Genomic DNA, 23454 nt, shown 5'->3' with positions numbered 1-23454 from the left:
GTTTTTTATGAAGTTAAATCTTAGAAGCGGAAGCTTACACCTAGTTTAGCCACTGGTAGCCATTCGTATTTACTATCATTACGTACTTCGTCGATATGCTCGGCAACTAAAGCAGCATCAGCTACTGTACCACCGTAATAATTTACATTAGTTACTGTTGGATTGCCTGCATAGTAAGCACCTAACTCACCAAATACTCCCCAACGATTAGTAATCGCTGGTGAAAAACCAATCCCCAAGTAGGGAGCGATTTTATTACTATAATCTAAATCATAACCTAAGCGTTCTAAACCAGTATCTTCACCATTAATTTCGATAGTTCCACCGTCATTTCTAGCCAACAAACCATATTGTTGATCAAGATAACCTACACCTGCTGCTACATAGAACCAGTTCGCCCAAGGACGAATCTCTGCATTTAGGTAAGTTAGGTTATTATCCATATCGACATCGTAGTTAACATCATCTACTTCAATATCATCAGACCAAGAGATATCACCGCCGTTATAACCCAAAGTGACACCTACATATGGGTTAGCACTCCAAGAAATTGCACCACCATAACCGGTAGTACCGACTTCAGCACGAACAGAAGCTGGTTTAAAGAAAGAGAATTCAGCAACGCCTTCATCTGTTACGATTGTTTCATCAGCAGCCATCGCAGAACTCGCTGCTAGAGCTAAGACTGATACTGCTAAAATGTTATGTAAAGATTTCATTTTTTCTCTCCTCAAAAGAACTTATTTTGATCATTAGTTATTCGTGATAGGCTCAATATAAAGGACTTAAAAAATATTTTTTATTCGCATTTTGCTCATCTTTTGTTATTTTTTGATACAAATTAATTTTTCTTGTTCAGAACCAAGCGTTTTCTAACACTTCTCCTACATTTCAACATAATGAAAAAGTATACTTATCACTTTAATAATTTCACGCTTTCTACACTTTTGGTTATTTTTCATCTATTTTTAGTGCTTTCAACTATTTTTCCTGCAATATAGTGTAAAATCTAGAAAATTTTTTTCTGGAAGGAAGATCATGTCGCAGCTTTCAACAATCATTGAACAAGCGTTTGAAGACCGTGCGAATTTTACAGCTGCAGATTGCTCTGCTGAAATCCGTCAAGCAGTTGAGGAAGTAATTGCTGGTCTAGACAATGGTACTTTACGTGTTGCTGAAAAAATCGATGGTGAATGGGTTGTTCATCAATGGATTAAAAAAGCGGTACTGTTATCATTTAAATTAAACGACAACAAACCAATGGAAGCTTGTGATCTTCGTTTCTATGACAAAGTAGAGACTAAATTCTCAGGTTGGACTGAAGAACAATTCAAGGCTGCTGGTGTACGTGTCGTACCGCCTGCTGTCGCACGTAAAGGTTCTTTCCAAGCTAAAGGCGTGATCTTGATGCCTTCTTATGTCAACATCGGTGCTTATGTAGATGAAGGCACGATGGTTGATACTTGGGCAACTGTAGGTTCATGTGCACAAATTGGTAAAAATGTTCACTTGTCAGGTGGTGTAGGTATTGGTGGTGTGCTTGAACCGCTTCAAGCGAATCCAACCATTATTGAAGATAACTGCTTTATCGGTGCACGTTCTGAAATCGTGGAAGGCGTAATCGTTGAAGAAGGTTCTGTGATTTCAATGGGCGTATTCATTGGTCAATCAACCAAGATTTATGACCGTGCCACTGGCGAAATCCACTACGGCCGTGTACCAGCAGGTTCAGTCGTTGTTGCTGGTAGCCTCCCTTCTAAGTGTGGCACTTACAGCCTGTATGCTGCCATCATCGTGAAAAAAGTTGATGCACAAACTCGTTCTAAAACAAGTCTGAACGATCTATTACGCGAAGACTAAGATGTCTTAACTTAGAGGACACATTCGTGTTCCTCGGAGCTTCAACTGCTCCTCGTCTCTACGATTAGTAATAATCGTAGGGATTTTTATTTTTATACCCGGTTATTTATTTTTCATTGGTTAGTTTTGTTATGAATACGCTTCGATCTTCCGCAATTCCTGTCTCTGATCCGTCTGCGGGTTTACGCATTACGGAGATTTTCTATTCATTGCAAGGTGAAGCCAATGCCGCAGGACTGCCAACAGTATTTATCCGTTTAACCGGTTGTCCATTACGTTGTAGCTATTGTGATACCACCTATTCCTTTGAAGGCGGTGAGCGTCAGTCTCTGGACGATATTATCCAGACCACGCTTGATTTTAAAACCCCTTATGTTTGTGTGACCGGCGGTGAACCACTGGCACAACCAAATGCCCTACCCCTGATGCAGCGACTTGCAGATTTAGGATGTCAGGTTTCACTTGAAACCAGTGGCGCTTTAGATGTGTCCAAAGTGGATTCACGTGTTTCCAAAGTTTTAGATTTAAAAACACCAAATTCAGGTGAAGTTGCACGGAATTTGCTTGCTAATCTCGATCATTTAACTGCACATGATCAAATCAAGTTCGTAATATGCAATCGTGAAGATTATGAATGGTCAAAACAACAACTTGAACAGTACCAACTTCAAGACAAAGTGAGTACAGTTTGGTTTTCGCCTGCATTTGCGGTCGAAAAAGGTGCGGTTCGTTTACCGCCACTGGCACGTGATTTGGCTCAGTGGATTTTAGAAGACCATCTCCCTGTTCGTTTCCAGTTACAGCTGCACAAGTTGTTATGGAATGATGAAACTGGTCGTTAATTTTTTGTAAAGTATTTTTTTGGAGAATCAGCTTATGCGCCCTCGTGCCATTGTCCTGTTATCTGGCGGATTAGACTCAACAACATGTCTGGCTTGGGCGCAGGCACGCTATGAATGTATCGCACTTAGTTTTCGATATGGTCAGCGTTCAACGACCGAGCTGGATGCAGCAAAAGCTTTAACGCAACGTGCGGGTGTGGAACATCGAGTGATCAATATTGATCTGGGTAATCTGGGTGGCTCAGCCCTTACCGATCATAGTATTGAGGTGCCCGACCATGAACAGGCTGGCATTCCGATTACCTATGTTCCGGCACGTAATACCATCTTCCTGTCTTACGCTCTGGCTGCGGCAGAAGTATTCGAAGCTGAAGCGATTGTGATCGGAATTAATGCGGTTGATTACTCCGGTTATCCGGATTGCCGTCCGGAATTTATTGACGCATTTGCCAACATGGCACGCCTTGCGACCAAGGTTGGCGTAGAGGGTCAGGCGCTCAAATTTGAAACACCTTTGTTACATTTATCCAAAGCAAATATCATTCGCTTAGGTATTGAACATGGCGTAGACTACAGTCAAACGGTGTCATGCTATCAAGCAGATGACCAAGGACGTGCCTGTGGCAAATGCGACAGTTGTCGTTTACGTAAACAGGGTTTTGCGGACGCAGGTGTTGAAGACCCGACACGTTATATACCGTAATAACAAGGTAGAGTTTATGAAGAATTTAAAATCAAGCATCGTGCTTTCAGCAATTGTTTCAGCTGCTGCTATGTTCGCAACTACAGCTCAAGCGGCTGATGACAAATTACAACAAGCTTATAAAAGCACCAATGTAAAATCTGCATTGATCAATGTTTGTAAAAATGAAACTGGCAAAAGCAAAAAATTGACATCTGCTGAAGTCAGCAAATATTGTGGTTGTGCTATTGAAGCAGATGGCAAATTAACCAATGCACAAAAATGGGAAATTCAAAGCACTATTAACCAGAAGAAAAGCCCAGGCACTTTAGCTTTTGTACAGAAGCAGAATAAAGATCTTCAAGCATGCTTTGGTCCACAGTTAACAGGCAAACTGAAAACTTTGACTGAAGAAGCAATGAAATCAGCTCAAGCGGCACCAAAGAAATAAGATCTGATTATTCTTTGATAAAATAAGCCACTATAATGTGGCTTATTTTTTTGAAAAAATTTAAAAAAAACAGGAGTTTTTATGTCTGAAATTAGTTTGCTTGACCAGAATTTTCCTGCGACGACAGGCGAAATCAATTTAACCCAGTTAAATACAGAATGGCTGGTGATTTATTTTTATCCTAAAGATTCTACGCCGGGCTGCACCACTCAGGCAGTTGGCTTTTCCTGTTTAAAAGATCAGTTTGATGCTTTAAACACCACAATTCTTGGCGTATCCCGTGATTCGGTAAAAGCGCATCAGAACTTTACTGAAAAGCAGAATTTGAGTATCAATCTGATCAGCGATAAAGAAGAAATTTTGTGTCATCATTTTGATGTGATTAAAGAAAAGAACATGTATGGCAAACAAGTGATGGGCATTGAGCGTTCGACTTTCATTTTCCATAATGGTCAACTGGTGAAAGAATACCGTAAAGTGAAAGCAGCCGGTCATGCTGAGCAAGTGCTGGAAGATTTAAAAGCTTTGCAAGCTGCTTAATTGCATGCTTACCGTATAGACAAAAGCTCGAAATATTCGAGCTTTTTTTACAATAACGTTCATATCATCAAGTATTTTATATCTACCCTAGTTCATTTCACACTGGCCTGATAGATGAAGATTCACTTTATCCCCTACCCCGGCAATTCCTTTTTTCATACCAAAATCCCTACGGTTAATCACGGCTGATGCCTGAACATCAAGCAGCTTGGCATTTGACATACTGGGTTTAAACGTGGTTTCAAAAATCACAGGTTTGGTCACACCACGTAGGGTTAAATGACCTAAAACATTGTATTTGCCATTACCCAAGTCTTTAAATTGGATACTTTTAAAAATTACAGTCTTATATTTTTCTACATAAAACAGGTCTTCGCCCAAAATCATATGTTTAAATAGTGGCTTACTAAAGCTTAAACTTTCCACATCCATGACCAGATGGGTTGAGGCATTTTGCGGTGCTTTAGCATCAAACTGCATTGTGGATTGAACCTGATTGAACTTGGCTTTAACTACAGTAAGACCCATCGACTTGATCTCAAAACCGACATCACTTTTGGGAGTTAAGGTCCATGATCTTGCAAAAGACTGACTGGTCAAAGCTAAACAGATCGCCAAGCTAAGGAGCCCAGTTTTTATTGTTGTTTTCAATTTTAAATCCACCTTGTTTAATTTCTTATTGATCGGATTTAAGTACACGGCTTAATCTGAAACTAAATTTTCTTGTTTTTGAGCGAACAGGTTTTCGTTATTTTTATACCAGTTTATTGAAGTTTTTGTAAAATCATTCATGACTAACGGACAAAATACTTGCTTTGATTTTTCTCTGATAAGTGGCCCTGCTAGCCTAGCAGGAGACTGGTTTCATCTTATAAAATTTTGATTTTATAAATTTTTTATACAAACCAGATCCTTTATTTTAAGTTCAATTTATATTGGAAATATCCATGTGCTTGCAGCACTGAAAAGAGTTGTTTTCTACGCTGCCTATTCACGATCACTATCTAAAATGACACGCTTAGACAACTCTTAACCGATCTATCAGCTTTCGTAGCCTGAATCAAATACTGAGAATTAATGACACTGCGACGCCCCACATGGTACAGGCAATAATAGCATCCAGTATTTTCCATGCTTTTGGATGTTGGAACCAAGGCGTCAGTATTTTTGCTCCATATCCCAAACTAAAGAAAAAAAACCAGGAAGCACAGACAGCACCTAAAGCAAACCACCATTTTCCTAAGGCGTATTGGGTTGAAATTGATCCAATCAATATGACTGTGTCTAAGTAAACATGCGGATTTAGCCAGGTAAAAGCCAGGCAGATCATCAGTACTTGTAGAAAATGCTCTGTTAGCTGATCACTTGGTGCTAAAACCTCTGTTGATTTAAATGCGCTGATCGCATGGTGTAAACCATAATAAAACAGGAATCCTGCACCAATATATTTAGAAAATATAACAATATCCGGATAATGTTCAATGACACGCGCAAAGCCCAGTACGCCAAGCAGAATTAAAATGGAATCAGACAAAGCACAAATCACACAGACCCAGAACACATGCTGCTGTTTTAAACCTTGTTTTAATACAAAAGCATTCTGTGCACCGATACTGACAATCAGGCTCATTCCCACAGCAAAACCACTCACCATATAACTGAACATCACATTCCCCTTTTTTTGAATAAATGAATTATGCAAAAAAATGAGTGCGATTAATTAAAACTAAGTTAATATTAATTTAACTAAATTATTTTTAGATAACAGATATGCTGAATGCAAAACAATGTGATGCTTTTTACGCAGTTGCAAAAACGGGAAGTTTCGATCTTGCTGCCGAGCAGCTAAATATTACTGCCTCGGCAGTGACCCTTCGTGTTCAAAGTCTGGAAAAAAAATTGGGACAATTGCTTCTGGTGAGAGATCGGCCTTGCCGTGTGACTCAATCCGGACAAACCTTATTGCATTATTTACAGCATCAACGTTTGCTAGAACAGAATCTGATGCAGGATTTGGGTGGACAATTGCAACAGGAAGGTTTCTATTGTCTGAATATTGCCACCAATGCTGATTCGCTCGCGACCTGGCTATTACCAACCTTACAAGCCCAGCTGATCCAGCATAAAATTGTGTTGCATTTTCAGGTGGATGATCAATCACAGACTCATCATCTGTTAGAAGCAGGTCTCGTCAATGCCTGTTTGAGTACTGAAGCCAAGGCAATGAAAGGTTGCCGGGCAGAATTGATCGGACAGATGCAATACCGTCTCGTTGCTACGCCTGAATTTTCCCGAAACTGGTTTCATCAAGGCGTACATCGGGATGCGCTACGCCTTGCCCCTGCCATTATTTTTAATGAAAAAGACCAACTCCATACCCAATTTATTCAGCACGAATTTGGCCTGAATCTAGCACAATATCCTCACTTTTTTATTCCATCGACCCATGCATTTTTTGATGCGATTGTCATGGGTCTAGGCTATGGCTGGCTGCCGGACTATCAAACTAGGAATTTGCTGGAGTCAGGTCGACTGCTTGAACTTTCAAGTGAGATGCGAATTGAAGTGCCCTTGTATTGGCATCACTGGAAAGAACAGTCTCCTGGTCTAGAAATCCTTGGGGAGTGTTTGAAACAGCATGCTCAAACGACCATGAATCACCCCATAACAACCTGATACTTTTAAACCAGATTGGTTTTATCATTCTGGGCAAATTTTTCACTGAGTTGCTGATAGGTCGTGGTTTTTTGGAAATTCTCTAGAAAATCAATCGTGCCTTGTGGAAATTTATCTCGTTGAATTTCGCCACGATAATAAGCTTCACGCATCGGCGTGGCAGATAAGGCATCTTCAAGGCTGTCAAGTTCGACCATTTCCCATTCTGGAAAAAACTTTAAATAATAAGAAGAATCATCTTTAAAGTGCCCAATCAGTCCGACTTTGGCATTCGGCTCAATGACCTGATTCACCAGCGATTTCACTAGTTTCTGCCATTTTTCATCATTATAAACATCAATGACTTCTACAAATTTGATCCGAGCCCGATCTTCTGGACTAAAATTTGACAGGATCATGGCTTCACGCTCCGAAGCCAAGAACGGATTCTTGATATTGCGTTCATTTTGCGCAGAACCCAGAGCCAAAATCACATGTTGACTATGCTGCAGGGCAATGTTAATGGTTTGCATGTGTGCCAGATGAAAAGGCTGAAAACGGCCAATGAAAACCAGATAATCAAATGTATAGTTCATAAGGGATCAGTTTTTTTATGACTCATGAGTTGTGCTGCCCCAATAAATATGCGACATAATCATTCCCATAAAATCAAATTAAGTTTAAAGCAAGGATAGTACGATGACACTGAGCTGTATTCAACAACCTCATGAGCATTTGAATGCGAATTTAGAACATGGTGTACTTACTTTGGCCATCAATCGCCCGGAAGCGAAAAATGCGTTATATAGCGAGCTGTATCTCTGGATTGCGAAAGCTTTAGATGAAGCTGATCAGGCACCTGAAGTTCGTGTAGTTGTATTACGTGGTCAGGATGCAGACTTTAGTGCGGGCAATGATATGCAGGATTTTATGAAATCTGCCGCGAAGAAAGGTCAGGCACCTGCTGCTGAAGGCCCGCCATTTGTTTTACTGAAATCTGCTGCAAAATTTTCCAAGCCTTTGATTGCTGCGGTGCGTGGTGTTGCAATCGGCATTGGCGTGACGATCTTATTGCATTGTGATCTGGTCTATAGTGACAATACTGCCTTGTTCCAGATTCCATTTGTCAGTCTGGGTCTATCGCCTGAAGGCGCTTCAAGCAAGCTGTTGATTCAGCAAGCGGGTTATCATAAAGCGGCCGAATTATTGCTGACTGCGCAAAAATTCAATAGCGAAAAAGCACTCGACGCAGGTCTGGTAAATAGCATTGAAGAAGATGTTTATACTAAAGCAGCAGCACAAGCTGCCCAGCTCTCTGCCCTGCCATTGGCATCACTGGTGCAATCTAAAGCCTTGATGAAACATAATGTGAATGAAATTGTGGAATGGATTGACCATGAAGCAGAAATTTTCATGCAGCGTGTTGGCTCGCCAGAAATGCTGGAAGCGGTTCAAGCCTTTATGCAAAAACGTAAACCTGATTTCACACAATTCAACTAATTTTCAAACTTATGAGTTCAATGAGGTGGTTTAAACTGCCTCAATCTTTTATTTTTCCAAGAATCTGAAGTATGCCAAATCAAAACTCCGAAACCTCTTCCCAAACAACAGATAGCTCAAATCCAGAAAAGAAACGTTATTACGAACCTGCATCCCAAGATATAGATGTCGATAATTTTCGTAAAGTAATTGAAAGCCGACGTTCAGTACGTAAATTTACCAAAAAGCCAATTCCTGTTGAAGTTCTAGATGCCTGTCTGGATCTGGCCTTGCTGGCACCAAACTCTTCAAACCTGCAGCCGTGGACATTTTATGTGGTGCAGAACCCCTCCAAGAAAAAACGTCTGGTTAAAGCCTGTATGAGTCAACTGGCAGCCAAAACAGCTTCTGAGCTAATTGTCTGTATCGCACGTACCGACCGTATTGATGAAATGGCAAAACGTAATGTGAATGAATTTCCATTTCCAGAAGCTCCGCCCGCGATTAAGAAATACTATAAATATATTCCCTATAACTATAAGACTGGTTATCTGAATGCTTTTGGTAACTTTAAGAAAGTGGCTTTCAAAGTTGCCCGTACACTGGACAAACAAATGCCAGTGTCTGCTTTCAGTCCGGCTGATGCGAAACTGTGGGCGACCAAAACAACGGCACTTGCTTGTGAAAATCTGGTCTTAGCTTTACGTGCTTATGGTTTTGATAGCTGTATGATGGAAGGTTTTGATGAGCCGATGGTTCGTGAAATTCTAGAATTAAATGATGAACAGTATCCGGTCATGGTAATTGGTGCGGGTGAACGTGCCGAAGATGGAGTATTCTTTCCGCAGTACCGTTTTGATCGTGAACTGTTTATTCAGAAGGTTTAAGCTTCGTATCTATACAAATTAAATACCTTAAATCTGATAGATATCTTGTGACATGGATGTCACATAATTCACTCTTTATGCGCTACAAACGATATAAGATAAATCTTAAGGGAAACTTCATATTTTTTATTAATGCTCTTTCATAAGCTGTTTTTTACTCAGTTGCAAATTTTAGATGCCAGAAATTAAATCTTAAATCGAGTCTTTTCCCATTATTTGGCTAGTGCTCGTAAATATTTTGAAAATTTTCACACTACCAAATACATGCACAATTCCGATTCTTCTTTTATTAATTTTTTGATTAGAAGTTTTGAGTTCAAGATCCAATTTAGTGATTTCTCTAGTTAAATTTCTTTTTAATCGAAAATTAAGCTGAACTAAAAAGTTTAAAAAAATTTTACACAATCACACAAAATGTCTATTGCGGAATTTAAAAGATAGTTTATTTTTCTTCTATTTTTTATGAAGACAATTTTTATACTTTTAAAGTATAAAAAAAAATAAATATTAAATATAAATATAAAACAATATCTTAATCTATTTTAAAAAGACTTATAAAACTATTTTAAGCTTACTGAATTAAAGTCAAGGTAAAAAGAAAGATGAATTTTCCGAAATAAAAAATGCTAACCGGAATAAATATTTAAGTATTTCTTAATTGAAAATGGTATTTTTTGTGATAGATCATTTAATCATTAAGATGATTTAATCAGTTCGCATAATAACAATAGATAAATAAAAAAAATGTGACTGAAATTTTGGCTCTCTAGTTCTTTTATAAAAAGAGACTCGAAGAAGCAAAAAAGAATTAGTGGGTTTATCTTAAACAGAAGTTAAATAGGAGGTGAAGACGTACTGAAGATAAGATTCATAACCTTGTAACAGGATAGTAAATATTTTGAAATAAAATGCATTTTTTAAACAAATTAAAAAGACCCTAACATACACAAGAGTTGAGGCCATGACAAAAAAGTATAGTAAATTTTTATCCATTCCTACAGATTTTAATTTAGAAGATTCACCCTATCATTGGATTAGTCAAGTACATACCCAATATGTGCAAAATGTTGACTATGCCTTAAAGAAATACGGTTTAGACAATTCTCGCAGACGTATTTTGCTGGCATTAAAATTTAAAAATAGAGCGAGTATTTCTGATTTATCTGACATGTTGATTTATAAGATGTCGACCACTACTAAAATCATCTATCGCCTAAAAGATGAGGGATTAGTACATACTTATTCCTGTGAGGATGATGCACGAATTACCCGAGTATTATTAACCGAAAAAGGTCAGCAAATGATTAAAAAGATTAATGATCTTAGCGTTGTTTTACTAGAGCAATCTTTCGATGGTTTAACACCGTTGCAAATTGAAAAAATGCTACACAGTCTTAAGCATATTTTCCGCAATCTAGCTCCTTCGCATTAGTTGAATTAAAGGGAAATTAAAGTATATAAAAATTGAGTTAAAATCAGGGGAAATTATATTTTTTAAATTTCAGGAAATAATATTATAATAATTCGCATAAAAGATATCTATTTAAAATAATAGATATCTTTTATAATTAAAAAAAATAATCATCTATTTAATTCAAATTATAAATCATTTTAACTGGATAAAAACCAATTACGAAATGGTACTTACCTTTAAATCAGAAAATTGAGTTAAAATAAAAAATGAAAAAATATTAACAATGAGTAGTTTATTTATTTTAAATGGTTGTCAAGTAACAGCACCAACTATGAAAAATAGAATTAGCTTTGAAATGGATAATAAATATTGGCCAATCCATAGCATAGTTTACAAAAATAACTGGCCTGAATGTGGCAATTTATCAGGAACACCAGATGCTATAAAAAAGCAAAAATATATTACGACCTATAGTAGCTGCAAGGTTTCCCCTGAAGGCTATGTACCTGAACAAATTATTATTGAATATGCGCCTTGATTAACTTATGAAGAGCAAATAAAAAAAGGATATGGCGTTCCTGAAGAACTACGTTATGCTGGTGGAGAAGAGGCAGAAGAAAAAAGACTCGCTATAATGGCAGCGCAACAGGAAGGTGTAGCAAAAATCCCAGCCACAGCATGGAACCGTATTGTACTCACTCCTCCTCAAGAAGTAGAAAAATATAAGTACCAAGTTCCTGAAGGTAAAGGCAACCGTAGTCGAGGCAAAGAGATCCATTACCTCATTTCCCTGAACCCTGATGGTAGCTACGATATAAAAACCAAATTGTATTGGGTCTCAAAATATCAAGAATTCTGGAATTGAATTTCAATTGTAAGTCTATGATAAAGCCCGTTTGATTTCAGAGGCTTCTGCTTATATAGATAGCTATATATATCCACAACTCAAGCTCATATTGTTCTCAATTTCCGATAATCAATCCAGTTACAATGAAACCCGACGGGTACACGTACCGGTAAATGAATGGTTGCAATCGGCCCTTGAGCCATATGCTGTGCATCCAGAATCACCACTTTGGATGGGCATCCATCTAGAGCATGAACATAAGACATGAGCCAGCCATCATTTTCAGCTTGCGCCCCTTCCCGTGCGACGAATATCACCTCTCCTGTCACCCAGTTTTCTCCAAAAGAATAGCTTTCTGAATTGCCAGTTTCCACATCATGGCTCAAAAGAGTATTGCTGCTGACATGAAAAGGATCATCAAACTCGCCAAAGGAAATAGTGTAGACATAGCGATAAGGCCGTCCGGTATAAGCTTCATTAATCCGTGGGAATTCCTGTTTCATCTCGGATAATACTGTCCGAATCACTTTTCCCGTGTCATACTCAAATATAAAACGCTCCAGCCGAATATCCTGATCTTCAATCGGTCCCTGAATCGAACTGACCAATGCTTTGGAGTGCACCACCGCATCCATAACAACATCACCAGAATCCAGCTCATAAGCATTCACGGTATGAAAAATAAAACAGGGATCAATCTCATACCAGCGAATATCTATTGCCTTACCGCCCAAAGGCAATATACCAATGCGTGCCTGCCGTTTTGGATTCCATTGATATGGCAACATTGAACCCTTTAAAGCACTGCGTACAGAGAAGTTTACATTTAGATCCAGAATCAGAACATGAGATCTGGTGATGGCACAATCATGAATCATCGGACCATGTTTCACTGGAATGTCGACATGATGTTTCAACTTACCTTTTGGATGTATCTGCAAATAAAAAACTTTGTTCTGACTTAAAGCATCATAACAAACCGCATGAATATCACCGGTTTCAGGATCAATATGCGGATGGGCAGTAAATGGTAGATCCTGATCATCTTCAAACAAATGATGTCGTTTTGACTCCAGTGCAGCATTCAACTCAACTGGATAAGCGCCAGCTTCTACCAATGCCCAGATTTTCCCGGCAAAGTGGATGACATTGGTATTGACTGCATCAGCGACACCTCGCGTTTTACCTGGAATTTGTGGTCGATGAAGTTTTTTCTGCACGCTGGCAGAACCAATATAACTGCTTTTATACCAATGTGCCTTACCACCTTTAAGTCTGAGCGCATGCAACATGCCATCGCCCGTAAACCAGTGATAGTTATGTGGGTTTTTAACATTAATAGGATTTGGACCAATCCGCATTAATGCGCCATCCAGTTCTGCAGGAATTTGCCCTTCAACCTTTAAATTTGTGGAAAAGTGTTCCTGCAGCTCTGGTGCAAATATACCTCCCAGATAGGGATTATCCGGTGAATACGGAATGCGCTGATGCAGGATTTCTGTACCATACTGGATAGATTTGCTGAGGGTATTCTTAAGCACGCTGCTCAGCGGTTTTGGCCACGGCATTGTTATTTTCCTTATTATATTTTTCTTTGGATTATTCTGGCAGAAATGATAATAACAAAAGCAAGTTGGGTGTTTTCTTAATCTAGATTAACGGCGCGCTAAGTCAAACGTGCCGCAGCAGAGCGTCAATTTTATACTTTGATATCCAGAAGCTGAATAAACTCAAAAGCTGGCTCTTCATAAGGATGGCTTTCTTTCAGCGCCTTGGCCACATCGACTGCCTTTTCATCAGGCACCAGAATTTCTACCCGCCATTCTTCCACCTGTTCCAGTTGGCCAACTTCACCAATATGAGGATCTGCACCTTCTTGCGGTTTAAACTGCCCAGTTCCTAAAACTTGCCAGGCGCAGTCCGTATACTCACCAATACCACCCGCTCCTGCTGCAAATATCGCATTCTTAGTGTCTTCCAGATTTTCATCCGGCACGTAATAAATCAGCTTTAACATATATTCCTTCCTGAAATTCAGTTACTTGTCGTATTGTTAAGCGCTTGGGTAATCATCTTCAATGCAGGATTTTGAGAATTCTTGTTAAATGTTGCATACAAGCCCAGTTTTGGCAGCGCCTGATCAGTCTGGACAATTTTCACATGGTCATTCAAAAAACGCAGTAAATATTCGGGCGCAAAACTAAAGCCCATGCCCATATTGGTCAGATTGATGTGTTGCAAGACATTGGTCACCCACAACTGAACCGTACCGGGTTTGTCGGAGAGTCAATATTCTGAGAGACTATCCCGATGACAAAATTAAAATATACCCCTGAAATCAGAGAAAGAGCGGTTCAATTATTGATTGAATCTGAAAAAGATTATCCTTCTACTTGGGCTGCAATCACAGCAATTGCGCCTAAGATTGGTTGTACTCCTGAAACACTTCGTGCCTGGCATCAAAAGCATTTAGATCAGCAAAATCCTATTAAAGTACAACAGATATCTGATCAAGAAAAAATGAAGCAAATGGAACGTGAAATTAAAGAATTAAAGCGTGCCAATGAAATTCTACGTAAAGCAGCCGCTTTTTTCGCCCAGGCGGAGCTCGACCGCCCACACAAATAATGGTGGATTTCATCCATAACAATAAAGACTTATATGGTGTTGATGCGATTTGTAGGATTTTACCGATCGCAGCTTCAACCTATTACCGGACTCTAGATCTCTGCGAAAATCCAGAACATCGAGCAAAGCGAGATTTACATGACTTGCATCATGCTGAGGAGATTAAACGAATTTGGAAGGAAAGTTCAGGTCGGTATGGTGTACGTAAAGTCTGGCAAAAACTGAAACGTGAAGGCTATATTATTGCACGCTGTACTGTTGCTCGATTAATGAAAAAGCTAGGTATACAAGGTGTTTGGCGAGGTAAGAACAAACAAACCACCCGTAGCCGAGATGACCAAAAACGAGCACCTGACTTGGTGAAACGGAATTTTAGAGCTGATCAGCCTAATCACTTGTGGGTTGCTGACTTTACCTATATTCAAACAAATTCAGGCTGGGTCTATACCGCCTTTATTATTGATGTGTTCTCACGAGCAATTGTTGGATGGAAAGTATCTACACGGATGAATACAGATATGGTACTCGATGCACTTGAGCAAGCATTGCACGATCGAGGCATGCCAAAGAATGTGATTCATCATTCCGATAGAGGTGTTCAATATCTTTCTATTCGCTATACCAATCGTTTAGAAGCTGCAAATTTACGAGCATCAGTCGGTACAACTGGTGATTCATACGATAATGCTCTGGCTGAAACGGTGAATGGCTTATACAAAACAGAGGTGATTGAATATTTAAAAGCAGATTGGCAAGGTTTAGCAGATGTACAACTTGCGACACTAAACTGGGTAGATTGGTTCAATAAAAAGCGTGTACACAGTGCACTGGGTTATGTATCGCCTTTTGAGTTTGAAGCAATGTACTATGATAAGATTAACCCGTTAGGTCAGGTGGCCTAACTTAAATAAAAAAGTCTCCAACAAACCCGGTACGGTTCACCTTGTCCATGAGCATCACCGACTTTATTTCTCAATGCGCCGATACCTTCAACAATCGCACTACAACCACCTAGAATTTGTTTGAAAACTTGTTCTGTATGCTGTGATTGTGACAAACTTAATTCTTTACTAACTACCCTATATAATTGATTAATGTCTAGATTATTTCCATAATCAATTTCTAACTCATCAAGAATATGTTTACACGTTAACTCTAAAAGAGTTCGAGCAAGTGTGATTGCACCTTGTGGATCATCTAGTCTACGTTCAAGTGCTTTATCCCATGTTGTCTGAATATAATTAGAGTCTAATTTTAGAATAGTATCCTTAATCACCTTATCCAAAGGTGCAATATTTGATTTTTCAAAAAACTCAAATGAAGGCTGAAACTCCGTATATATAAAAGTTCTTCTATCATTGTAATTATCAGATTTCGACTTTATGAATTGCCAAAATTGATCAAGATTTCTAGAGGTTTTTACCATAGAAGGTAAATAGTTTTGGCTTGTTGAATTAAGCATATCATTTCTTAATTGCTGATATTGTTTATCATCACTTTCTTGATGCTTATGTGTTGCTCTTGCAAGCAAAATATTTTGGATTAATTCTAATTTTTCAACTTAATCCATGGCTTTTATAAAGTTGTCATCATTCTTTTTATTGTATGGATAAAAACCACCTTAACGGTGGTTTTTTAAAATCTGATGATCAAGAACCCTGCAGCAAATAACTACCGACCAAAAACAGCATCTGTAAACCAACAACAAAACCAAATAACCACCAACCTTTCTGACGCATTGCTGCCTTATCCATGATTCTTAGTGTCTTAGCCATGTCATCACCTCATCTTTGAGAATTGATACTGAACCGATCTATTCCATCTTTCTTTTATAGTGCAATAAAGTTGTGCATAAAATATACCATAGCACTTTATATACAATATGAAAGCAAAATCTAAACCAAGTCCGTAGAGAGAAGGAAAATTAAAAAATCAAAATCCTTAAAAAACCAAAAGCCACCTAAAGGTGGCAATTGATGAAGATAGTCTAAACAAAAGCTGAAAGATTTTCCAGTTTTGCAGCTATTCCAGTAATTTCTGCAATAAAAAAAGGGCTGCTTCTGCAACCCTTTTTTCTTCAAGCTAAAATGAATTAGCCAATAAATTTACGTGCATTACGGAACATACGTAACCAAGCACCATCCTGATCCCAGTCTTCTGGTTTCCAAGAATGCTGGATCGCGCGGAAGTTACGTTCAGGGTGCGGCATCATAATCGTTGCACGGCCATCCTGAGACGTTACACCGGTAATACCTTCTGGTGAACCGTTCGGGTTCAATGGATATTGTTCAGTTGCATTGCCATGGCTATCTACATAACGTAGAACCACCTGATTCGATGCATTCAGTGCAGCAAAGTTTTCCGCCGTTGTAACTGCACGACCTTCACCATGTGCCACCGCGATCGGCAGAATCGAACCTTGCATGTCTTGCAACAAGACTGAATTCGATTTTTCCACACGAACGTTCACTGCGCGCGCTTCAAATACTTCAGACGTATTGCGATGGAAACGTGGCCAAGCATCCGCACCCGGAATTAATGGAGCCAATTGAGACAACATTTGACAGCCGTTACAGATACCCAGCGAGAAGGTTTCTTGACGGTTGAAGAATTTCTCAAACTGGTCACGCAATTTAGCATTGAACAATACGGATTTCGCCCAGCCCCCACCAGCGCCCATCACGTCACCATACGAGAAGCCACCACACGTTACCAAACCTTCGAAATCATCCAGGCTGATACGACCTGCCAGCAAGTCACTCATGTGGACGTCAACGGTATTGAAACCGACTTTGTCGAAAGCTGCCGCCATTTCAATATGACCATTCACACCCTGCTCACGCAGAATTGCCATATTTGGACGACGCAAGTTAATGAAAGGTGCTTCAATCGCTTCATTCAAGTCGAATGTTGGTTGGGCGATAATACCTTTGTGCGCTTTATCAGTAATTAAGGCAAATTCCTGATCTGCAGTTTGTACGTTGTCACGTAGGCGCTGGATTTGATGAGAAACTTCAGTCCATGCCACTTGCAGGTCAGCACGTTCAAGTACCAGACCATTGATAGACAATTGGTCCGTATTGTTTACACTACCAACCACTGCAATTGCATCTTTAAGCGTAGATGCTGCAACTTCAGCTTGTAATGCTTCCCAATCTGCTTTCGAGATTTGCAGCACTGCACCAATCTCTTCAGCAAATAGGCTTGCAGTTGATTGATCTTCTAGAGCAACACCCAGACGTGATGCGAACATCATTTCTGCAACAGTCGCCAATAAACCACCATCACCGATGTCATGATATGCCTTGATCAAACCACGGTTGTTCCAGTCTTGAACTAATGCGAAGAATGCTTTGAAGTCATCGAAGCTATCCACATCAGGAGTAACTGAACCAATTGCTTTGTATACCTGCGCCAGAATCGAACCGCCTAAACGGAACTGACCTTTAGACAGATCAATACGAACCAATATAGATTCAATATCTTTCAGTTCAGGAGTCAATGTTTGACGCACATCAGTCACTGGCGCAAATGCAGTGATCACGCCCGACATTGGAGAAGTCACAGACTTGTCTTCACCTTCATCATTCCAGGTGGTACGCATAGACAATGAGTCTTTACCGACTGGAATCGCGATACCCAGTGCAGGACACATTTCCATACCGATGGCTTTCACGCCTTCGAACAATGCCTGATCTTCGCCCGGTTGACCCGCAGCAGCCATCCAGTTTGCAGACAATTTGATGTCGCTGATTTTTTCAATCTTCGCAGACATGATGTTCGAGATCGATTCAGCCACCGATAAACGTGCAGAAGCAGCAGGATTTAACAAGGCTACTGGAGGACGCTCACCCATTGCCATCGCTTCACCAGTGTAACCGACAAGACTTGTTGTAGTCACAGCAGCATCTGCGACAGGAACCTGCCAGCGACCTACCATTTGGTCACGTGCGACCATACCGGTAATTGAACGGTCACCAATACTGATCAGGAATGATTTAGAAGCAACCGTCGGGTTTTTAAGAACGCGATAAATCGCATCTTTTAAATCGGTGACTTTAGCCGCATCAAAGTCATCGCCTTTGCGTTCAATCGTTTCATAGGTACGGCTCATACGTGGCGTACCGCCAAGCATCACCTGCATTGGCATATCCACTGGTTTGTTGCCGAACAATGGATCTTCAACGGTTAAGTGACGTGCTTCAGTCGCTTCACCCAGTACTGCGAACGGGCAACGTTCACGTGCACAGATTGACTCAAATAATTCTAAAGAAGATGGACGAATCGCCAATACATAACGCTCTTGCGCTTCGTTTGACCAGATTTCCATTGGCGACATGCCAGGTTCTAAAGATGGAATCTTACGAAGATCCAGCACTGCACCTAATTCGTGATCATTCACCAGTTCAGGCATGGCATTTGATACACCACCCGCACCCACGTCATGTATCGACACGATTGGGTTGTGGTCTTCCATGCGCCAGCAAGTATCGATCACTTCTTGGCAACGGCGTTCCATTTCCGGGTTTTCACGTTGTACCGAAGCAAAATCAAGGTTTTCGCCCAATTTACCGCTATCTACAGAAGATGCAGCACCACCGCCAAGACCGATCAGCATGGCTGGACCACCGAGCACGATCAGCAAATCGCCTGGTAAGATCGGATCTTTTTCAACGTGATCTGGACGGATATTTCCGTAACCACCCGCGATCATGATGGGCTTATGGAAACCTTTAACATCGCCATTGACGTTTTGTTCAAAGGTACGGAAGTAACCGTTTAAAGCTGGACGACCAAATTCGTTATTGAACGCAGCACCACCCAATGGGCCTTCAATCATAATTTGTAACGGCGATGCCATACGGGATGGTTTGCCGTAGTTTTCTTCCCAAGGCTGTTCAAAGCCCGGAATATTCAAGTTAGATACCGTAAAGCCGGTTAAACCTGCTTTAGGCTTACCACCACGACCGGTCGCGCCTTCGTCACGGATTTCACCGCCTGAACCTGTCGCTGCACCGGCAAATGGCGCAATCGCAGTTGGATGGTTGTGGGTTTCCACTTTCATCAGGATATGCGCGGCCTGGCTCTTGTATTTATAAACCTGATGGCCGTTGTCTTCTTGAGTTGGATAAAAACGCTGGGTATCCGAACCAACAATCACCGAAGCGTTGTCTTTATAAGCCGACAATACATCTGTTGGTGATTCTTTATAGGTGTTCTTGATCATCTGGAACAATGACAATGGCTGAACTTCACCATCAATCGTCCATTCCGAACCAAAAATTTTATGACGACAGTGCTCAGAGTTGGCTTGCGCAAACATCATCAGTTCGATGTCATTCGGATTACGACCTAGCTTGATGAAAGCCTCAGTCAGATAATCAATTTCGTCCATTGATAATGCAAAACCAAATTCATTATTGGCTTTTACCAGTGCTTCTTTACCTTCACCCAGAATATCAATCGAGTTCAGTGGTTTTGGCGCAGTTTCTACAAATAATACCGCAGCATCTTCAATCGCATTGAATACGCTTTCGGTCATACGGTCGTGAAGTACTTGCAATGCTTCTTTAGAGAGCTCTTTTACGCCCTTCAAAGTAAACAAAACGCCGCGTTCAAGTCGATGAACCGGCGTATTACAGTTTTTGAAAATGTCCGTCGCTTTAGAGGACCAAGGAGAGATGGTTCCGACGCGCGGTGTGACTAAAATCTGGATTTCATCACTTGCAGCCTGGTGCAATTCAAAAGATTGACCATCGTTGAGAAGCTGTAAAGCGGATTGCTGTTGTTGCTCGCTGAGCGCTTGGTCAAAGAGGTAGACCCATTGACTTTCAATTGATTGAACAGAACTAATTGACGTCAAACGCGATAATAGTTGAGTTTTCTTAAAAGAAGAATGTGCGGGTGCACCGGCAACGATAAACATGCTGATTTTGGCTCCACGGGATGGTATGAACAACCATGCCACAATGTGACTTGAGAGAGCGCATATTCTACTGTGAAATAAGGAAATCGGCTAGATGCCAAATCAGAAAACTACGTCTGAAATATCCTGGACTTTTAAAATATTTCGTTTATTTTCAGTCAGGAAAATTGAATGTAGTCGCACAGGTTATCACATTTTTTTAAAGAAAAATCAAAACCGCTTCAGAATAATTTTATATGTAAAAATTGTATTATTTTTCAACAACAATCAGTGCAAACTCAAATTCAGGTTTTATTGTCATGACCTGCCAAAACTCCGATTTAGGCCAAAATGAAATACTTGATTACAAGATTTCATGAAGTCGTATTTTTTGAGACTGTTTTTAATTCTTTTGAGTGACTCCTAACTTTGACTTCTAAGATTAGAAAACTGGTTAAAAGTCTTCTGCCGTTCTGCAATACAAGGAACAGTTCTCCGCTCATCTCCTCCATTACAGCACCAGAGGCAAATTACTCTGCCATATAAATGAGTAATTAATAATGAGTGGCATTTTAATTTGACATAATCTTCAGAATAAAAACCGGACATCTATTCTCATCTTCCAAAAGAATAAAAATAAAATTCCTTATTTTGATCCTTTTATTTTTTCATATTTGATGTTTATCTTCTCAGATCATAATTAAGCGGAATTTACTCATCTAAAAGACCAAAAATCATATCCATAAAATTACTCCACCATATCTAATATTTTGAAATTTCATCACTTATTCATTAGTTCTATTATGCGTAAAAAGCACAATATAAATAGCAAAACACCACTCGTATTTATAAGAAAATTCACCAGGAATTATGAGGCTCATATAAAAAAATAATGAAGAAATGATTAATAATAAAATTTTGTTACTTTTTTATTTAATCCTTATTACCATGTTTTATTTAACTTGAAAATTTAAAATAAATATTTGTAATTAATAGAAAAATATCAAAAATTTTCTTTTTTATTCAACTAACAGAGCTACAGACTCACATGTCTATATCAGCTAAGAATCTTACCAAATAGACACTTCATCAGTAAATTTGATGATTTTATGTTAAGCTCTAGCCGAATTGCTGAGGAATTGTCCAAATTCTGGGCCTGGCAATGGTTTTTCCTTTCTGCTGTAGAGATGAATATAAATTCTATATTCGGACACTAATTTTTTGATGTTCTATAGCTTCACTGCTCTGTCTATTTTAGAGCCTTAATCTGTCACCAATGATTTAATTTTCAAAAACAAAAGGTGACCCGCTTAAGGAGTATGTATGTTTCAATTCACTAGTACAGCAACTGTACTATTGATGGTGCTTTTCTATGGCATCACTTTTTTACTATCGTTACGTATTAAACAGAAAAATGAAAATGTTGATGGCTACATGGTCTCGAATGGCTCCATCGGATTTGGAATGTCTGCGGCCAGTATGACCGCCACCTGGATCTGGGCCGCATCGTTTTATGCAGCAGCTTCATCCGGATATACATACGGCGTTTCCGGTGCCCTCCACTATGGTTTGTGGGGTGCGCTGATGATTTTATTTATCTATCCCTTTGGCAAGCGCTTTCGTGAACTGGCGCCTAATGCACATACTCTGGCAGAAATCATGCATGCCCGGCATGGTAACCAAAGCCAGATGATTCTGGCGGGTTCCAATATTGTGGGTAGTGTGATCAGCCTGATGGTGAACTTTACTGCCGCTGGGGCACTGGTTGAAATTTTATCTCCTTTAAGCTTTATCCATGGCGTGCTGATTACCGGTATCGGTGTGCTGTCCTATACCCTCTGGTCGGGCTTCCGTTCTTCGGTGTTTACCGATTTTGGTCAACTGGTGGCGATGATTGTCGCGGCTGTGATCATTATTCCAACCTTGTTCTTCACCTTAGGTGGACCTTCCCTGTTTCAAAGCGGGATTCATAACCTGCAACCAGAACAGCTGGATTTTTTCTCTAAAATAGCCTTTCTGGAACAAGGTGCACCGTTTTTTGTTGCCGTATTGGCCTACGCGATTGGTAATCAGACCATTGCCCAGCGCCTGTTTGCAGTCCGTGAAGATCTGATTAAGCCAAGCTTTATTACTGCAACGATTGGTTATGCTGCAATTGTTATTGGTCTAGGCATGCTTGGATTATTGGCGTTATTTGCAGGTATTCAACCCATTGATGGCAATCTGAATAACCTGATTCCGCAAATGGCAGCGACTTATCTTTCTCCATTTATGGTCGCGCTGTTATTCATCATGGTGATTGGAGCTCTGTCTTCTACCGCTGACTCGGATCTGTCTGCCCTGTCTGCGATTGTCATGACGGACATTTATGGTAAACAGATTGCGAAAAACCGTCCTGATCCAAAGAAAATGCTGTTTATTGGTCGTATGACCATGATCGTTGCCACCATGCTGGGAATTGTGATTGCCACCTTGAAGTTTGACATTTTGTCGATGCTGATTTTTGTGGGTGCGCTTTGGGGTTCTATTGTATTCCCGGTGATTGTCAGCCTGTATTGGGACAAGGTGAATGCCCGGGCCTTTAACTGGTCAGTAGGCCTCGCATTTTTAAGCTTTCTGATAGTACGTTTTGAATGGCTTCCGATCCAGGGATTAATCGCACTTGGCTTTGAACTCGTTGCGACCCTGGGGATTGGTGTGGTGCTGGGACTGATGACCTTTGGTTTCTTCGGCAAGAAAGTGGGTTTGGTCGTTGGCATATTGGCCAGTATTGGCTTCATGCCATGGACCATCGGTTTCCTGCGTGAATACGGCACCTTGTTAAGCTCACTAACAGCGTATGGCAGTAGTGCGCTGGTATGTACTGTGTTGACGCTGGTCTACAGTAAAGAACGATTTGATTTTAAACAAATCAACAAGATGGTGATTGAATTTCACCAGCTATCTGAGAAAAGTAAATAAGGAGATTTCAGATGACAAGTCAATTATTGACTCTATATGTACTTTTTTGGCCTTTGGTGGCAAGCCTAGTCTTGTTCACGATTTGTCTGAATGTCTATAAAGACACACAACAGGCTAAAAAAAATGGCGAAGAGCTAATTTGATTCTTCATCCTAAACAAAAAGCAGACCATTGAGTCTGCTTTTTTATTGTTCATTTGATGATTTCGATTTTTAATCTCAGTCTTTTCCAGCTGACTGAAATAACCATATGCAGCATGACAATTCATGTCGCACTGCCCTAGTGCAGGAGCTAGTTTTTTGG

At 40.0% G+C, this 23454-nt stretch carries 21 protein-coding genes, 2 pseudogenes and 1 other annotated feature; of the genes and pseudogenes, 13 read left to right on the top strand and 10 right to left on the bottom strand.

Annotation, left to right across the window (positions count from 1 at the left end; genetic code table 11):
• Window positions 1–20: 20 nt before the first annotated feature.
• A complete protein-coding gene (gene carO, locus J7649_RS00700) occupies window positions 21–719 on the bottom strand; it encodes an ornithine uptake porin CarO (RefSeq protein WP_219308874.1) in 699 nt (232 codons plus the stop codon).
• A gap of 319 nt (window positions 720–1038) precedes the next feature.
• On the opposite strand from carO, the gene dapD reads away from it, so the two are divergent.
• The 5 genes from dapD (at window position 1039) to J7649_RS00675 (ending at window position 4375) form a co-directional block, all read left to right on the top strand.
• On the top strand, window positions 1039–1860 hold the full coding sequence (gene dapD, locus J7649_RS00695; protein ID WP_004645637.1) for a 2,3,4,5-tetrahydropyridine-2,6-dicarboxylate N-succinyltransferase: 822 nt from the start codon (window positions 1039–1041) through the stop codon (window positions 1858–1860).
• Window positions 1861–1991: 131 nt separating this feature from the next.
• The gene (gene queE / locus J7649_RS00690) at window positions 1992–2702 is read left to right on the top strand and encodes a 7-carboxy-7-deazaguanine synthase QueE (RefSeq protein WP_219308872.1); all 711 of its coding nucleotides are present in this window, start codon (window positions 1992–1994) and stop codon (window positions 2700–2702) included.
• Window positions 2703–2736: 34 nt separating this feature from the next.
• Window positions 2737–3405, top strand: a complete 669-nt coding sequence (gene queC / locus J7649_RS00685; RefSeq protein ID WP_005097579.1) for a 7-cyano-7-deazaguanine synthase QueC — start codon at window positions 2737–2739, stop codon at window positions 3403–3405.
• A gap of 16 nt (window positions 3406–3421) precedes the next feature.
• On the top strand, window positions 3422–3835 hold the full coding sequence (locus tag J7649_RS00680) for a hypothetical protein (RefSeq protein WP_004645640.1): 414 nt from the start codon (window positions 3422–3424) through the stop codon (window positions 3833–3835).
• A gap of 81 nt (window positions 3836–3916) precedes the next feature.
• On the top strand, window positions 3917–4375 hold the full coding sequence (locus J7649_RS00675) for a peroxiredoxin (RefSeq protein ID WP_004645641.1): 459 nt from the start codon (window positions 3917–3919) through the stop codon (window positions 4373–4375).
• 87 nt (window positions 4376–4462) lie between these two features.
• On the opposite strand, the gene J7649_RS00670 is transcribed toward J7649_RS00675, so the two are convergent.
• Together J7649_RS00670 and J7649_RS00665 are read right to left on the bottom strand one after the other, a co-directional pair.
• Window positions 4463–5026 (bottom strand): YceI family protein, encoded by a 564-nt coding sequence (locus J7649_RS00670; protein ID WP_219308870.1) that lies wholly within the window; start codon window positions 5024–5026, stop codon window positions 4463–4465.
• Window positions 5027–5435: 409 nt separating this feature from the next.
• Window positions 5436–6041: a LysE/ArgO family amino acid transporter gene (locus J7649_RS00665; protein WP_005106430.1), complete on the bottom strand. Its 606-nt coding sequence runs from the start codon at window positions 6039–6041 to the stop codon at window positions 5436–5438.
• A 104-nt stretch (window positions 6042–6145) separates the two neighbouring features.
• Between J7649_RS00665 and J7649_RS00660 the strand changes: the two genes are divergently transcribed.
• Window positions 6146–7051 carry a LysR family transcriptional regulator ArgP gene (locus J7649_RS00660; RefSeq protein WP_219308868.1) on the top strand — a complete coding sequence of 302 codons (906 nt, stop codon included), beginning with the start codon at window positions 6146–6148 and terminating at the stop codon, window positions 7049–7051.
• A gap of 5 nt (window positions 7052–7056) precedes the next feature.
• On the opposite strand, the gene J7649_RS00655 is transcribed toward J7649_RS00660, so the two are convergent.
• Window positions 7057–7626 carry a nicotinate-nicotinamide nucleotide adenylyltransferase gene (locus tag J7649_RS00655; RefSeq protein ID WP_219308866.1) on the bottom strand — a complete coding sequence of 190 codons (570 nt, stop codon included), beginning with the start codon at window positions 7624–7626 and terminating at the stop codon, window positions 7057–7059.
• Between the two features lie 103 nt (window positions 7627–7729).
• Between J7649_RS00655 and J7649_RS00650 the strand changes: the two genes are divergently transcribed.
• The 4 genes and pseudogenes from J7649_RS00650 to J7649_RS16970 all read left to right on the top strand — a co-directional run bounded on the left by J7649_RS00650 (window position 7730) and on the right by J7649_RS16970 (window position 11675).
• Window positions 7730–8530 (top strand): enoyl-CoA hydratase-related protein, encoded by an 801-nt coding sequence (locus tag J7649_RS00650; protein ID WP_004731699.1) that lies wholly within the window; start codon window positions 7730–7732, stop codon window positions 8528–8530.
• A gap of 71 nt (window positions 8531–8601) precedes the next feature.
• Window positions 8602–9396, top strand: a complete 795-nt coding sequence (locus J7649_RS00645) for a nitroreductase family protein (protein WP_219308864.1) — start codon at window positions 8602–8604, stop codon at window positions 9394–9396.
• Window positions 9397–10357: 961 nt separating this feature from the next.
• A complete protein-coding gene (locus tag J7649_RS00640; protein ID WP_219308854.1) occupies window positions 10358–10828 on the top strand; it encodes a MarR family winged helix-turn-helix transcriptional regulator in 471 nt (156 codons plus the stop codon).
• A gap of 265 nt (window positions 10829–11093) precedes the next feature.
• Window positions 11094–11675, top strand: a pseudogene (locus J7649_RS16970) (hypothetical protein).
• A gap of 86 nt (window positions 11676–11761) precedes the next feature.
• On the opposite strand, the gene J7649_RS00630 reads toward J7649_RS16970, so the two are convergent.
• The 3 genes and pseudogenes from J7649_RS00630 to J7649_RS00620 form a co-directional block, all read right to left on the bottom strand.
• Window positions 11762–13225 carry a carotenoid oxygenase family protein gene (locus tag J7649_RS00630; RefSeq protein ID WP_219308852.1) on the bottom strand — a complete coding sequence of 488 codons (1464 nt, stop codon included), beginning with the start codon at window positions 13223–13225 and terminating at the stop codon, window positions 11762–11764.
• Window positions 13226–13356: 131 nt separating this feature from the next.
• On the bottom strand, window positions 13357–13674 hold the full coding sequence (locus J7649_RS00625) for a YqfO family protein (protein ID WP_180181254.1): 318 nt from the start codon (window positions 13672–13674) through the stop codon (window positions 13357–13359).
• A gap of 17 nt (window positions 13675–13691) precedes the next feature.
• Window positions 13692–13916 (bottom strand): annotated as a pseudogene (locus J7649_RS00620) (hypothetical protein); the annotation flags it as partial.
• Window positions 13917–13967: 51 nt separating this feature from the next.
• On the opposite strand from J7649_RS00620, the gene J7649_RS00615 reads away from it, so the two are divergent.
• Window positions 13968–15187 (top strand): IS3 family transposase gene (locus J7649_RS00615; protein WP_219308850.1). Its coding sequence is split into 2 segments (ribosomal slippage): window positions 13968–14244 and window positions 14244–15187, totalling 1221 coding nucleotides; the frame shifts between segments, so codons are not numbered across the junction.
• Window positions 14243–14359: a sequence feature (AL1L pseudoknot), on the top strand. (Overlaps the previous gene by 117 nt.)
• Here J7649_RS00615 and J7649_RS16735 read toward each other — a convergent pair.
• The 3 genes from J7649_RS16735 to purL form a co-directional block, all read right to left on the bottom strand.
• A complete protein-coding gene (locus tag J7649_RS16735) occupies window positions 15184–15816 on the bottom strand; it encodes an abortive infection family protein (RefSeq protein WP_228738649.1) in 633 nt (210 codons plus the stop codon). The genes J7649_RS00615 and J7649_RS16735 overlap by 4 nt on opposite strands.
• 118 nt (window positions 15817–15934) lie before the next feature.
• Complete coding sequence (locus tag J7649_RS16870; RefSeq protein ID WP_005103832.1) at window positions 15935–16060, bottom strand: KGW motif small protein; 126 nt, start codon at window positions 16058–16060, stop codon at window positions 15935–15937.
• A gap of 317 nt (window positions 16061–16377) precedes the next feature.
• On the bottom strand, window positions 16378–20211 hold the full coding sequence (gene purL, locus J7649_RS00605) for a phosphoribosylformylglycinamidine synthase (RefSeq protein WP_219308847.1): 3834 nt from the start codon (window positions 20209–20211) through the stop codon (window positions 16378–16380).
• A gap of 1302 nt (window positions 20212–21513) precedes the next feature.
• On the opposite strand from purL, the gene J7649_RS00600 reads away from it, so the two are divergent.
• Together J7649_RS00600 and J7649_RS00595 are read left to right on the top strand one after the other, a co-directional pair.
• A complete protein-coding gene (locus J7649_RS00600) occupies window positions 21514–23151 on the top strand; it encodes a sodium:solute symporter family transporter (protein WP_219308845.1) in 1638 nt (545 codons plus the stop codon).
• Window positions 23152–23162: 11 nt separating this feature from the next.
• Window positions 23163–23294, top strand: coding sequence for a putative transporter small subunit (locus J7649_RS00595; protein ID WP_004645659.1), 132 nt, complete (start codon window positions 23163–23165; stop codon window positions 23292–23294).
• The last annotated feature ends 160 nt before the right edge of the window (window positions 23295–23454 follow it).

It is taken from the genome of Acinetobacter lwoffii (assembly GCF_019343495.1).
GTDB classification, from domain to species: Bacteria; Pseudomonadota; Gammaproteobacteria; order Pseudomonadales; family Moraxellaceae; genus Acinetobacter; species Acinetobacter lwoffii_P.
Note: the sequence above shows the minus strand (reverse complement) of the source record. Positions and strands in the feature narration are given on the sequence as shown.

Excerpts from the sequence above, each read along its gene's own strand:
- purL (WP_219308847.1), bottom strand. The coding sequence starts at position 20,211 with ATGTTTATCGTTGCCGGTGCACCCGCACATTCTTCTTTTAAGAAAACT.
- J7649_RS00665 (WP_005106430.1), bottom strand. The coding sequence starts at position 6,041 with ATGTTCAGTTATATGGTGAGTGGTTTTGCTGTGGGAATGAGCCTGATT.
- J7649_RS00645 (WP_219308864.1), top strand. The coding sequence starts at position 8,602 with ATGCCAAATCAAAACTCCGAAACCTCTTCCCAAACAACAGATAGCTCA.
- queC (WP_005097579.1), top strand. The coding sequence starts at position 2,737 with ATGCGCCCTCGTGCCATTGTCCTGTTATCTGGCGGATTAGACTCAACA.
- J7649_RS00655 (WP_219308866.1), bottom strand. The coding sequence starts at position 7,626 with ATGAACTATACATTTGATTATCTGGTTTTCATTGGCCGTTTTCAGCCT.
- J7649_RS00640 (WP_219308854.1), top strand. The coding sequence starts at position 10,358 with ATGACAAAAAAGTATAGTAAATTTTTATCCATTCCTACAGATTTTAAT.
- J7649_RS16870 (WP_005103832.1), bottom strand. The coding sequence starts at position 16,060 with ATGGCTAAGACACTAAGAATCATGGATAAGGCAGCAATGCGTCAGAAA.
- J7649_RS00625 (WP_180181254.1), bottom strand. The coding sequence starts at position 13,674 with ATGTTAAAGCTGATTTATTACGTGCCGGATGAAAATCTGGAAGACACT.
- queE (WP_219308872.1), top strand. The coding sequence starts at position 1,992 with ATGAATACGCTTCGATCTTCCGCAATTCCTGTCTCTGATCCGTCTGCG.
- J7649_RS00630 (WP_219308852.1), bottom strand. The coding sequence starts at position 13,225 with ATGCCGTGGCCAAAACCGCTGAGCAGCGTGCTTAAGAATACCCTCAGC.
- J7649_RS00680 (WP_004645640.1), top strand. The coding sequence starts at position 3,422 with ATGAAGAATTTAAAATCAAGCATCGTGCTTTCAGCAATTGTTTCAGCT.
- carO (WP_219308874.1), bottom strand. The coding sequence starts at position 719 with ATGAAATCTTTACATAACATTTTAGCAGTATCAGTCTTAGCTCTAGCA.
- J7649_RS00675 (WP_004645641.1), top strand. The coding sequence starts at position 3,917 with ATGTCTGAAATTAGTTTGCTTGACCAGAATTTTCCTGCGACGACAGGC.
- dapD (WP_004645637.1), top strand. The coding sequence starts at position 1,039 with ATGTCGCAGCTTTCAACAATCATTGAACAAGCGTTTGAAGACCGTGCG.
- J7649_RS00600 (WP_219308845.1), top strand. The coding sequence starts at position 21,514 with ATGTTTCAATTCACTAGTACAGCAACTGTACTATTGATGGTGCTTTTC.
- J7649_RS00650 (WP_004731699.1), top strand. The coding sequence starts at position 7,730 with ATGACACTGAGCTGTATTCAACAACCTCATGAGCATTTGAATGCGAAT.
- J7649_RS00660 (WP_219308868.1), top strand. The coding sequence starts at position 6,146 with ATGCTGAATGCAAAACAATGTGATGCTTTTTACGCAGTTGCAAAAACG.
- J7649_RS00595 (WP_004645659.1), top strand. The coding sequence starts at position 23,163 with ATGACAAGTCAATTATTGACTCTATATGTACTTTTTTGGCCTTTGGTG.